The 12,226-nt window shown below is 57.0% G+C and carries 9 protein-coding genes; all 9 read right to left on the bottom strand.

From position 1 onward, the window contains the following. Positions 1-92 precede the first annotated feature (92 nt). The 9 genes from IM294_RS16355 to tssF all read right to left on the bottom strand — a co-directional run bounded on the left by IM294_RS16355 (position 93) and on the right by tssF (position 12,225). Entirely contained in the window at positions 93-473 is a 381-nt protein-coding gene (locus tag IM294_RS16355; RefSeq protein ID WP_069733840.1) for an immunity protein Tsi6 family protein, read from the bottom strand. After that, the gene (locus tag IM294_RS16350) at positions 466-1,728 is read right to left on the bottom strand and encodes a polymorphic toxin type 46 domain-containing protein (protein WP_126818839.1); all 1,263 of its coding nucleotides are present in this window, start codon (positions 1,726-1,728) and stop codon (positions 466-468) included. Before IM294_RS16350 ends, IM294_RS16355 begins: the two co-directional genes overlap by 8 nt. 2 nt (positions 1,729-1,730) lie before the next feature. Continuing rightward, on the bottom strand, positions 1,731-2,525 hold the full coding sequence (locus IM294_RS16345) for a DcrB-related protein (RefSeq protein WP_126818840.1): 795 nt from the start codon (positions 2,523-2,525) through the stop codon (positions 1,731-1,733). 11 nt (positions 2,526-2,536) lie between these two features. Further along, positions 2,537-4,465 carry a type VI secretion system Vgr family protein gene (locus IM294_RS16340; protein WP_150144112.1) on the bottom strand — a complete coding sequence of 643 codons (1,929 nt, stop codon included), beginning with the start codon at positions 4,463-4,465 and terminating at the stop codon, positions 2,537-2,539. 64 nt (positions 4,466-4,529) lie between these two features. After that, positions 4,530-4,940, bottom strand: coding sequence for a hypothetical protein (locus tag IM294_RS16335; RefSeq protein ID WP_227015650.1), 411 nt, complete (start codon positions 4,938-4,940; stop codon positions 4,530-4,532). Between the two features lie 279 nt (positions 4,941-5,219). After that, on the bottom strand, positions 5,220-6,638 hold the full coding sequence (locus IM294_RS16330; protein WP_028013481.1) for a serine/threonine-protein kinase: 1,419 nt from the start codon (positions 6,636-6,638) through the stop codon (positions 5,220-5,222). A gap of 24 nt (positions 6,639-6,662) precedes the next feature. After that, on the bottom strand, positions 6,663-9,278 hold the full coding sequence (gene tssH, locus IM294_RS16325; protein WP_126818494.1) for a type VI secretion system ATPase TssH: 2,616 nt from the start codon (positions 9,276-9,278) through the stop codon (positions 6,663-6,665). Positions 9,279-9,313: 35 nt separating this feature from the next. Then, positions 9,314-10,357 (bottom strand): type VI secretion system baseplate subunit TssG, encoded by a 1,044-nt coding sequence (gene tssG / locus IM294_RS16320; protein WP_045630816.1) that lies wholly within the window; start codon positions 10,355-10,357, stop codon positions 9,314-9,316. After that, the gene (gene tssF / locus IM294_RS16315; RefSeq protein ID WP_045260272.1) at positions 10,354-12,225 is read right to left on the bottom strand and encodes a type VI secretion system baseplate subunit TssF; all 1,872 of its coding nucleotides are present in this window, start codon (positions 12,223-12,225) and stop codon (positions 10,354-10,356) included. The genes tssG and tssF overlap by 4 nt, the downstream gene beginning before the upstream one ends. Between the last annotated feature and the right edge of the window lies 1 nt (position 12,226).

The following is a 12,226-nucleotide window of genomic DNA, read 5'->3' as shown; positions in this document are numbered from 1 at the left end:
CGATATATATCTACATATTTTAACAATACATTCAAATTAGCATGTAAGTCTATCACCATTCACCCATAATAAAATATTTTTAATATCAAACCCTAAAATTCATCAGGATATTTCATTTTAAGATTATGTTGTTTCATTTTGTAATTGGCATCAACCTCATGCGGCAGTCTAACCTTTAACCCTCGGCGGATTTGATCCACAATAAACCAGGCATCCGACAACCTTTCAAAAAACAACTCATCAGAATTATCAAACTCCTTTGCTGCATACATACCGAAAGTCATTTTCCATAATTTTGCTTTATCCTTTTCCTTGCCTTCGATTAAATCCCGTAGAAATATTAATTGTTGTACAATAGAATCGTACATTTGTAAAAGTGGGGAGTGGGGGTTGAGATGTTTTACCTCAGCATATCTCTTTTCTGCTAAAGTTAATGCTTTTTCAACATAATTTAGAGCTGTCATGTTATTCATTATATGGAGTCCAAATATCACGCTTAGTAGTAAACCATTGTATCCCACCGCCTTCTGTCTGGAAAGGTTTGTCTGGTACAGACCAGGTGTCCAAGGCTGGTGTGGCACTACTTCGAAGCATCTCAACTTTTTGTTGCGCTTGATAAGCTTTTACTTCTTTAGGAACAATTAACCCCGTATCCCTGACCTGTCCCTCTGGGTTAATGCCTAGTTTTGTGGCAGGGGTCGATTCGTCAAGAGAATACCAGTTTCCTTGCCAATTCCCTGGGGCTTGATTCTGATAAGCTATTTTCCCTTTATTGATTGTTTCAATTGTCACTCTCTGTTCAAGATCTATACCGCTGCGATAAGCTGGTATTTTACTTTCTTCAACACCCTGAGAACGCATAAAATCATCAACAATTTTTTGATTTGCACGGATATTAATATCTCTATTAAGATCGCCCGTGCGTCCAAATTTTTCATTAAGTTCAGCTCTTCGGGCCAAAATATTTGGCTTAACCGGTTCGAGAACAGGCTTACCAGCCCGCCACGCATCAAACCTTGCCCCGCCTTTCATGCCAGCCCCGCCGCCAATAACCGAGCCGATCAGCATCCCCCATTTCTGACCGTCGCTACCTTCGCCAAACAGCATTCCCCCCGCATAACTACCGACTGTCCCACCGCCCATCGCACCGAGGGTACTCAGAAGTGCGATTGCCGGACTGGCCAGCACCGCCATGGCTCCGGCACCAACGGCGAGCATCGTCCAGTTCACCCATTCCGGGATTTCAGGACTTATTTCATCGGTCTGAACTTTGCTTCCACCGATAATAACATTACGCGATCCCTGACTAATCTCAGCGCTGCATGTCAATTTATCGCCTGCGCGGGAGGCGGGGAAGTTATTGATGTAAACTTTTATCGAACCTTCCGCAACCCGTTGCAGGCTACCGCTGTGCTCATCACACTCTCCGGCTGACAGGTGAGCGCGGATTGCCCTTCGGCTGTTGATAAAGACATTGGGTGAACCTTCTTTTAGCGTACCGGTAGTATGGCGTGGAGCCCATGACATACTGCCGAGGAGCTCACCCAACCCACCCGCAGCGCATGCCCCAGCCGCAACGGCAGAAACTGCAACCAGCGCGGTCCCTCCGGTGACCACAACGGCAGCTGCACCAAGAATGGCCCCGCCCACCAATCCTGCAATCATCCAGCCTTTTGAGGCTGTATGTGCTATCTCATCATCTACGCGAGCAGCCTGACATTCGGACATGACTATTCGGCTCGCTGTGCCATCAGATACCCACGTATCCGATCGGGCGTATTAAGTTGGTCAGAACCAGAGACCTGACGGCAGACGGATAGCTGTGAAAGCAAATGATGTGATGTGTCTGTGGAAGTGGTCCACAGCGCGTAACGCAGGGGTTGGCTGCCCGGGACGGGTGCAATACTGAGTGGTTTACCCTGCTTTTCAAAAAGCAAATATTGCCCCTCTTTCGCCCGCTGAAGCGAAAGATGTCCATAAAGATCCTGAATGTTTTCAAAGACACTAAGTAACTTACTCTCACTATCAAGCGCAAAAAATGGTCCCTGGCTATCGGCAGCGAGCATTTCTTTAGTTTCAGTCTGAGCAGGTTTGTGGAACTTAATACTACGGATAATCTCCTGGTATTGATTATGATAATAATCGCTAAATTCGCCCGGGCATGTACCGATATAACACACCATCTTTTGCCCGCCGGGATGGTCACCGAGCAAAATCACCGTCTGCTTCTGAAAAATGACCGCATTATCATTTTTAAACTGATAAAAAAGCTCTACCGCCGGGTGACCATCAACAGAAGTCATCTGAGAGGATTCGAGACGAAAGTCGGGCACCGTAATTTCCAGTTCACGCACCAGGCGAGTTGCCACATCATGGACTTTGTCTTCGTTTTTAGCACTCGCACGAGAAACAACAAAAGTAAACTCGCTGGCTCCGTTATCGCTCAGGGTAAATAAATTCATGGTTCTGTCTTTAAATACATCGGGTAAAGCGAGGGTTGCTTCCTGAAGAATATAATCAGCCATTCGGGTTACTCTTAGTTATTGCCATTAATAACAAAAAAGCTATCCACTTCCTGTTGGATTTCCTCCTGAAGGGATGCGCCAGGCGGATCGATGACGTTTCGCCCATCGTCAGGGTTCAAGTGCAATTCGCCAGAAAGCGTATTAATTTGTGCACTTTGTTTTGCAGTAAAGTTAAAGTTATTACCAATGATATGAACGCTACCATCTTTTGAGAGCTCAATGGCACTTTCACCACATTCCAGTCTCAGCGTATTACCTGCGGAAAGTATAAAATTATCTACGACTTTATCGTTTCGACTCTTACCCGTCAGGCATACCACATCGCCTTTAATTCCTGATTTCTGGTTTTTCGCTACCCGTAAGGTTTCATCTTCACCAACAAACTGGGTACGATTTTTTTCAGTAGAATGAGACTCGTCGTTTTTGACGTTAATATCCAGATTCCGCTCGGCCTGGATCCACACCTGTTCCGCGCCCGCCTTATCCTCAAAGCGCAGGGCGTTGGCGTTGTCCACAGAGCCCCCTTTCGTGCGGCTCATAAAGCCCATCTGCGTCGCCGCAGCCGGCAGCGCCCACGGCGGCATGCTCGCGTCGTTATACACGCGGCCGGTAATAATCGGACGGTCCGGGTCGCCGTTGATAAAGTCCACCACCACCTCGTCGCCGACGCGCGGGATCTGCACCCCGCCGTAGCCCTGGCCTGCCCACGCGCTCGACACGCGAACCCAGCAGGAGCTGGTATCATCGCCCTTCGCCAGCCGGTCCCAGTGGAACTTCACCTTCACCCGGCCATATTTGTCCGTCCAGATACTCTCCCCCTTCGGCCCCACCACCTTCGCGGTCTGCGGGCCGTAGGTGCGCGGCCAAGCCGTGCTCTGCGCCGGACGGTAAACCACCGCCGACGGAATGACCGTGAAATCGGTACGGTGTATGGTCTCCCCCTCGCCGCTGGCGTAGCGGTTCTCCTCGAAGTGGTAGCCCGCTGCCGTCACCAGATACTCCCCGTTGTCGCTGAAGAACGGCGCGTTGGTTAACGTGAAGGTGTGCCCTGGCGCTATCCCCGCCGCCGTGGCGGTGGCCTGAATCTGCTGATGCTCCACCTGCCAGCGCTCCTGACGGATACGGGCATAGAACTCCCCGTGACCTTTGTCCACAAAGCGACCCGGCCAGTCGTACACGTCGATGCTGCCCGGCTTCGGCGACGCCGGGTTCTGCTGGGCCTGGAACAGCCACGCGTTCGGCTTGCGGAAGTCATAGTCGTCGAGGCTGTAAATCCCCGGCGTCACGCTGTCCTCCAGCGCCCACTGGCTGATGCCCTCTTCATCCGTACTGCCGCCGGACGGCGTCTGGTGGTAAGGAATGACCTCGTAGCCACTGAACGGCTGATGCTGCGTGGCGGCGTCGGTGAGCACCAGGGTGTGCTTGTCCGCCCCATGGCGGAAGTGATACGCAATCCCCTCCAGCTCCATCAGGCGGCTGATAAAGTCCAGGCTCGACTCCTGATACTGCACGCAGTAGTCCCAGACCCGGTAGCTGCCGGTGAGTTTATCCTCAACGTTGACCTGATGCTCGCCCAGCAGGGTTTTGACAATCTGCGGCACCGTCTGCCCCTGGAAGATACGCAGGTTACGGTCGCGCTTCATCGGCCACAGGTCCGGCTCCACCGTCAGCTGGTACACCGCATAGCGGGTGCCCGTCAGCTCAACGGCGCTCACCGCCACGCGGGTAATCTTGCCGTTAATATAGCGGGACGTCAGCAGGCTCTGCGTCGGGATGGTCACCGTGACCGGCTGGCCCAGCAGCTTACTGCGGTCAATGCGCGCGTCCGTGCCGAGTACGGTCAGCGTCAGCGCGAACGACTCGGACATCGCCTCGCGGCCCGTCAGTTTCCAGAACAGAAGCCCCTCCACCGGGAGCTGAACGGTAATTCGGTTGAGCATAATCTTTATTCCATTTAGCTTATGCGATGCAAAAAAGCGGGTCGCATCTCTGATAAAGCATCATTCAAGAAAGGGGCTTTTCCCGCTCGTTCATCCAAAAAACAAGAGAGTAGATTTTCAGTGACTCTGATGTGACAAATAACCCTACATTCAACCAGACGTTTGAAATTCCAAACACGCTTACTAAAAGAGGGAAAAATGAGACTGAACATCTGAATGAAATCAAACGAAATAATTCCTGAGCAAGAGCAAATTTGACTGCACCGTTCTTTCGTTTGAAGAATAACCAGGCCGAAGCAAACAAAGAGAGTAGTAAAAGTAAGTCAAGCACAAAAAAAAGCATGACCAAAATGCTGAAACCATCACCTGCAAAATAATTCAACGAAGCACTAAATGCTTTTGCGTCAGAAAGAAATGGGATTCTGTTGTGGCGTACTGAATTCTCGCAATAAAGTAAAATTGCGAGAAGATCCATACTTCCCCAGAAATACCCTGATTTACTCTTTAAATGAGCGACATTTTGTTTATGCACGTAATTAACACTGACAAAAATGGAATTCCGCGTCTTCGCTTAAGCTAACTCTCCGGGGTCGGAGACAAAAGGGCCTGTCGTTTTTCACTGGCGGTGGTCAATTAAGACCACCGCTACTGAGCCAACTGAGCTTTCAATCCTAAAGCGATTTTGTACATAAAGAGGAGAGACGATCTTCGAACACCTTTGGAAGAAGTCTCTGGCCTTGAAGATCGTGCATTACTAAGGATTCACCAGCCAGGTGCCCGGCTTGCTGATATCCAGCGTCTGGCTGCGCGTTCTCCCGTTGCCCTGCAGTTCAATCTTCGTCTCACCGGCTGGCAGCTTGAGCGAGGCATAGCCGTTGGTCGCCGGACGCAGCGCTTTTGGTTCGCCGTTCACTTTCAGCGTTTCACCGTCGAGGATCCGGATATAGACCAACGCAATCGGGCTCGCGGCAGGCGGTGGCGTCTGCTGTGCCGTCGCCGGTTCGCTCACCGTCGCCGTTTCTGGCTTCACCTCTGGCGCGTTCGCGGCGGTCTCTGTCGGACGCGTCTCTGACGGAGCCTGGGCAGCCTGCTCAGGCGCATCATTCCCACCGCTGAACAGCATCGCCCCGGCGACAACGCCCACCAGCACGCCCGCGGCAACCATGCCCGGGATCTTATAGCGACGCCAGTCGAGCACCGAAGCTGGCTTCTCTTCCTCAACCGGAACCAGCATGGTGCCGGTTTTTTTGGCGGTGAGCACGTCGTTGATCCCGGCGACCGGCATCTCAATCAGCGCCGCGAATTCGTCGATAGACTGCGGACGGTCCTCCATGTGCAGCGCCAGCGCGCGGTCAATGGCCTGCAGCAGCGGAATGGAGTAGCCCTGCGGCATGATTTCCACCAGCGGCTTACAGGTATCCTGGATGGAGCGCACCACGCTGACCGGCGGCGGAGAACCCACAATCAGGGTACGCAGCACCGCGCCGAGGGCGTAAATATCCGTCCACGGCCCCTGCTCGCTCTCGTTGTCGTCGGTGTACTGCTCAATCGGCGCAAAGCCGGGGCGCAGCATGGTTTCCGTTTCGTCGGAAAGGTTGCCGATGGTGCGGCGCGCGGAGCCGAAATCGAGCAACACCGGCAGGCCGTTATCCTGGATCTGAATATTATCCAGCGAGATGTCGCGGTGCAGATAGCCTTCGTCGTGGATGGTCTTGATCGCGCCGAACAGCATCGGCAGCGTGCGGCGGATCCAGGCCTCGTTGATCAGCTCCGGTTTTTCTTCGCGCAGGCGTGAAAGCGTGGTGCCGCTATAAAACAGCGTCCCCATGTAGGCCGTGTCGTTTTGCACCCAGAAACGCAGGACGTGCAGCAGGTTCGGGTGGTTAAACCGCGCCAGCAGACGCGCTTCCTGAATAAAGCTGTTCAGGCCCGCGGAAAATGCTTTGCCAAAGCGCTCGCTGCGCAGCACCAGGGTCATGTCGTCGCCGCGCACGGCGAGCGAGGAAGGCATAAATTCTTTGATAGCGATAGTGCGTTCGAGCTGGTGATCCCACGCGCGATAGACAATGCCAAAACCGCCGCCGCCGATCACCTCTTTGATTTCAAACTCGTTGAAGCGGTACCCGACCGGGAGCGCGTTTGGGACAGTCCGATTGTTATCATTATCCGTCATCTTTTACAGTTCTCTTGATGATTATTACGCGGCAAACTGACAGTGAAACTCGCCCTGCTCGCAGGTGACATGCAGGCGTCGGAACTGCTCGTCGCTGCGGCTGGCGGTAAGTAAGATCTGGCTCATCTGAGGCAGCAGGGTGTTAGTCAGAATAGCATCCACCATGCGGCCCCCGGACTCCACCTCGGTGCAGCGCTGAACAATCTGTTCCACCACGCTGTCGTCAAACTCAGAAATAATGCTGTGATTCTCTTCCAGACGACGCTGAATGCGCTTGAGCTGCAGGCGCACAATCTGCCCGAGCATCTCGTCGCTGAGCGGGTAGTACGGCACCACCAGCAGGCGGCCCAGCAGCGCCGGCGGGAATACCTCCAGCAGCGGCTGGCGCAGCGCGCCACTTAACGCGTCAGGCTCCGGCATCAGCTCCGGATCGGCGCACATGGCGCTTATCAGCTCGGTGCCCACGTTGGACGTCAGAATGATAATGGTGTTACGGAAATCAATGTGGCGCCCCTCGCCGTCCTCCATCCAGCCTTTGTCGAAGACCTGGAAGAAGATCTCATGGACGTCCGGGTGCGCTTTTTCAATTTCGTCCAGCAGCACCACGCTGTAAGGGCGACGGCGCACGGCCTCGGTTAACACGCCGCCTTCACCATACCCTACGTATCCCGGAGGCGCACCTTTTAAGGTGGAAACGGTGTGCGCTTCCTGGAACTCGCTCATGTTGATGGTGATAACGTTCTGCTCGCCGCCGTACAGGGATTCCGCCAGCGCCAGCGCGGTTTCGGTTTTCCCGACGCCGGACGGGCCGCACAGCATAAAGACGCCCACCGGTTTGTTCGGATCGTCGAGCTTCGCCCGCGAGGTTTTCACGCGGCGGGCAATGAGATCCAGCCCGTGACGCTGGCCGATAACGCGCTGGTTCAGCGTATCGGCAAGGTTCAGCACCGCGTCGATCTCGTTTTTCACCATCCGGCCCAGCGGGATCCCGGTCCAGTCAGAGACGACTGCGGCGACCACGTTTTCATCTACCGCCGCAAACAGCAGCGGCTCGTCACCCTGCAAGGCGTTCAGCGCCTGCTGCTGCTCCGCCAGCTGGCTGCGCAGCTCGGCGGTCTCTTCCTCGCCCGCCGCAAACAGCGCGGCGCGCAGGCGGATGATCTCCTGCACCAGACCGCGCTCGTCTTCCCAGCGCCGGGCCAGAGCTTCGCGTTTTGTTTCATACGCGTCGCGCTCTGTGATTAATGCCGTTACGCGCTCTGCGTCACCGGCACCGACGCGCGCTTCGCGTTCAGCAATTTCAATTTCAACGTCCAGCGCGGCAAGATGGCGCAGGCAGTCTTCCAGCTGCGCCGGCGGCGCGCTCTGGCTGACGGCCACGCGGGCGCAGGCGGTGTCGAGCAGCGCAACGGCTTTGTCCGGCAGCTGACGCGCCGGGATATAGCGATGGGACAGCTTCACCGCCGCGCTGACCGCTTCGTCGAGCAGCAGGACCTGGTGGTGCGTCTCCAGCGGCGACACGGTGCTGCGCAGCATCAGAATCGCTTTCGCTTCGTCCGGCTCGTGAACCTGTACGGTCTGGAAACGGCGGGTCAGCGCCGGGTCTTTCTCAATGTACTTTTTGTATTCCGCCCAGGTGGTGGCACCGATGGTGCGCAGCTGACCGCGCGCCAGGGCCGGCTTCAGCAGGTTCGCCGCATCGCCGGTTCCCTGCTGGCCGCCTGCACCAATCAGAGTGTGGATCTCATCGATAAACAGAATAATCGGCGTGGTGCTGGACTGGACTTCGTTAATGAGCGCCTGCAGACGGGCTTCAAACTCGCCTTTCATGCCCGCGCCTGCCTGCAGCATGCCGATATCCAGCAGCCACAGCTGAATATTTTGCAGCGGCTCCGGCACGTCGCCGTCGGCGATACGCAGCGCCAGCCCTTCAACGACTGCGGTTTTGCCGACCCCGGCCTCCCCGGTCAGCAGCGGGTTGTTCTGGCGGCGGCGCATCAGGATATCCACCATCTGGCGGATCTCCTCGTCGCGCCCGACAACCGGGTCAATCTTCCCGTCGCGGGCCCGGGCGGTCAGGTCCTGGCCGTACTGGGCCAGCGTTCCCTGCGCCGCCGGGACCGTACCCGCCGGTGCATCGACGGCGGCAGCGGCCTGCTGCGTCTCTTTGCTGTTGGCGCAAATAGCGTCGAACTGCTCGATCAGCACTTCGACGTTAAGACGGGTGAACTGCGACGAGATGCTTTTCAGCACGTTGGCCAGATTCCAGGTCTTGAGGATGCCAATCAGCAAATGGCCGCCGCGAATACGGCTGACGCCAAACTTCAGCGAGCCGAAGACCCAGGCGCGCTCCACGGCGCTGTCGATATGTTCGGAGAGATCGGAAACGGAACTTGCGCCGCGCGGCAGAGCGTCCAGCGCCGCCACGATATCGCGCGTTAACTGCTGTTCGTCGAGGGCAAAGTGGCGGATGACCTGCTGCAGATCGCCATCCTGCTGCTGCATCAGCTGATGCAGCCAGTGCACCAGCTCAACGTAGGGGTTGCCGCGCAGCTTGCAGAAGGCAGTCGCGCTTTCCAGAGAGGTAAATAACAGCGTATCCAGTTTGCCGAAAAGCACGGCACGGCTAATTTCTGACATGTTCGGTTCCGTTGATAACAATGCGTTAGAAAAATTTATCGCTCTGCGCGATACACCAGATCGCCACGCGGGACAGGCTGCGGCTGATGCCCCAGCCAGGTGTTAAAGCCTAATCGCCCATCGCTGCCGAGCGTGGTGCCCTGCACCGCGTCTTCACGCAGGATCACCCGTGTTTCCCATTCAAACTCAATTCCCGCGTACTGGCGCACCCAGTCGCGCAGCTCGGTGACCCACGCTTCGCCCGGCAGAAAGCGGTTGTACTCCTCCGCGCTCAGCGGGCCAATCTCGATACGAAACTTATGCTGCACGTCGCGGACGGCGACGCCGAGAAAAGCGGATTCCCCCATGCGCGGCATGCGGCGTCCTGCTCCCAGCTGCGCCTGCTCGCGGGTGGAGAGCGGCATCCACTGCGGCACGTTGCTCACCAGCTTAACCGGCGCTTTAAAATAGCTGCGCAGGATCTTCTCCAGCCCTTCCGGATCCCGCCCGTGGCGGGTCAGGTGCCCGGCGTGGGTAAAGCGGGCATGGGCGCTCAGGCTGCCCTTGTTCATCTGACCCGGCTGTCCCATGCCGATCAGCGACGCCAGGTAGCCCTCAAAGCGCTTATTGTCGGCGCGATCGAGGGAAACGGCAGGCTGCGCATCCGCCCAGGCGCGGTAAAATAGCAGCGCAAGACGATGATGGAACAGATCGGCAAACGCGCTGAGGCTAGTGTCCTGATGATGATGAATCCGCTCGCGGGCGTACTCGGTCATATGCACCGGCAGCGGGCCGTTCGGGCCAAACAGGCCAAAGCTGAGGATCGACACCTCATGCAGCCCGCTTTCCTCACGCTGTCGCACCTGGGCCAGCGTCGACGGCGCAAAGCTCATTGAGGGCTGCTGACCAATGCGCAGCGGCTCAAATTTCGGCAGCGGCGCGCGGCCCAGCGGGTAACGCTCGCCACCCTGGGCATCAATGCGCCTTAACAGCTGAAACAGATCGTAGCGCCAGGGCGTCTCGCGGACCCCGTGCCAGAACGTATCCGGCAGCTTCGTCAGGCGATGCACGCGCAGCGGTGCGGTGGCAGCGTCACTCATACCAGCGCCCTTTTACCCATGCGCGGTGCCCAGTAGCCTATCTCGCCGCGCTGCTGACTCTTCAGGGTGAACTCGGTGAAGCTGTTGATGGAGACCAGACGGGCAAAAAGGCGCTCCATCACGCTGCCGAAAAGCCACGGGCTGGCGCCGGAAAACGCCCGCTCGTCCACCGTCAGGGTGATGCCAATTCCGCGGGCGAAAACGACCGGGCCGGGTTCAGGCACGCGGCGGTGTACCGGCTCCAGCACACAATGGCGAACCCCCTCCACCTGACGCGCAACCGGCGTTTCGGCCAGGTTGGCATACAGACCTAACAGCTGGCGCAGCGCCGCTGCCCCCTCTTCATTTTCGCTGTCCATCAGGCTGAGGTAGTTCATCTGCAGCTGGCTGATGAGCCGCCAGGTGCTGAACCCTTCCGCCAGCGCCGGACGCGGCGGCGTCGGGCCTTTGCGCAGGGTTAACCCCTTCACCGGCATGGAGTCGGCCATAATGAACTGCCCGAGCTCCTGCTGGAGCATCAGCGGCAGGTCGCGGCTGGTACAGAGCACCTCGGCAGAGATGTAGCGCAGGTTTTCCTGCCACGGGGCATGTTGTTCATCCACCAGCGAGACAAAGACCTCCGAGCCGATATAGCCGGTACGGGTGCCGTAGCGCAGGGCGTGCTCGGAGAGCACGCGCTGTTCCCGGCGCAGGGAAAAATAGGCCCCGTAGTTGCCCGCGTCGCCGCTCCAGGTGCTCCAGAACGGACGAAACGTCTGGTCGTCGCGCTGGCCGTCGGCGCTGCCAAAAATTTTATTTACCGCATAAATTTCGTAGTCCAGCGGACGGATGTTATCGACCACCAGATGGTATTCATGCTGGCCTTCATTCAGCTTCTGCCGGGCCGCCACTTTCGGGAACAGGTTGATGACCGGCGTGCAGTGCAGCGCCAGATGGCTGGCGTCAACCACGCGCTCCAGCTGTTCATCCGACTTATCCAGCAGAATGAAGATATCGAAGGCTTTTTCGTTTTCGCAGCGCTGGATAAGCGTGCTCAGACCGCTCAGGCTGATAAAGCGGAAGCGGGCCGGAAACGCAAAATACTCCTGCAGCAGACGGTAGCCGTCAAAGTTGCGCAGATCGTCCGGGAGGAGCGCCTGGTCCGGCGCAAAGCCCTCCTGACGCAGCGCATCCGTTGCCAGCAGCTGTCGCTGCGGCTGCGGGCTGACCGTCTGGCAGACGATCCCGGCGTGGTGCTCCATCACCAGCTCCAGCAGCTTCAGCGCCTCAATGTCCGGGCCGCTGAGGAAAAACTCCAGCCGGTCAAAATTCAGGTGCCCAAGGTTTTGCGGGCCGTCGCAGGCAATGCGGATCCGCAAGGCGCTGTTGATCCCCCGCTGGCTTAAGCCGAGCTGCGCCAGCGGCAGGTCAGCGGGCACGCCGCCGAGCTCCACTTTGTCGATTTTCAGCGGCAGCAGATTAACCTCGTGCGCGGTGGTATAGCTGCAGGTTACGCCGGTTTTTTTCAGCGCCAGGCTGTCCATCATGGTGCCGCGCGGCACAATAAAGCCGTTGCTCAGATCGCCGCGGCTGCTGTCGGGCTCAATTTCCGCAATCGCCATGGAAGGGGTGGGCGCGAGGTAGTTCGGCGCGATCATCTCCAGCAGACGCTGGGAGAAACGCGGAAACTCCGCGTCCATTTTCATCTGCACGCGGGAGGTCAGAAACGCGAAACCTTCCATCAGGCGTTCGGTGTACGGGTCCGCCACTTCGATGCCGCGCATGCCCAGCCGCCCGGCGACCTTCGGATAGCGTTCGGCAAATTCGGCCCCCATTTCGCGCAGGTAGGCCAGCTCACGGTTGTAATATTCGAGCAGTTTACTTTCCATG

The sequence above is a fragment of the Enterobacter cloacae complex sp. P43RS genome, assembly GCF_014930585.1.
GTDB lineage: Bacteria > Pseudomonadota > Gammaproteobacteria > Enterobacterales > Enterobacteriaceae > Enterobacter > Enterobacter bugandensis.
This window is presented reverse-complemented; position numbering and strand designations above follow the sequence as displayed.

Coding starts and splice junctions, on each gene's coding strand:
- IM294_RS16355 (WP_069733840.1), bottom strand. CDS start 473: ATGAATAACATGACAGCTCTAAATTATGTTGAAAAAGCATTAACTTTA.
- tssH (WP_126818494.1), bottom strand. CDS start 9,278: ATGTCAGAAATTAGCCGTGCCGTGCTTTTCGGCAAACTGGATACGCTG.
- IM294_RS16335 (WP_227015650.1), bottom strand. CDS start 4,940: ATGGATCTTCTCGCAATTTTACTTTATTGCGAGAATTCAGTACGCCAC.
- IM294_RS16340 (WP_150144112.1), bottom strand. CDS start 4,465: ATGCTCAACCGAATTACCGTTCAGCTCCCGGTGGAGGGGCTTCTGTTC.
- tssF (WP_045260272.1), bottom strand. CDS start 12,225: ATGGAAAGTAAACTGCTCGAATATTACAACCGTGAGCTGGCCTACCTG.
- IM294_RS16345 (WP_126818840.1), bottom strand. CDS start 2,525: ATGGCTGATTATATTCTTCAGGAAGCAACCCTCGCTTTACCCGATGTA.
- tssG (WP_045630816.1), bottom strand. CDS start 10,357: ATGAGTGACGCTGCCACCGCACCGCTGCGCGTGCATCGCCTGACGAAG.
- IM294_RS16330 (WP_028013481.1), bottom strand. CDS start 6,638: ATGACGGATAATGATAACAATCGGACTGTCCCAAACGCGCTCCCGGTC.
- IM294_RS16350 (WP_126818839.1), bottom strand. CDS start 1,728: ATGTCCGAATGTCAGGCTGCTCGCGTAGATGATGAGATAGCACATACA.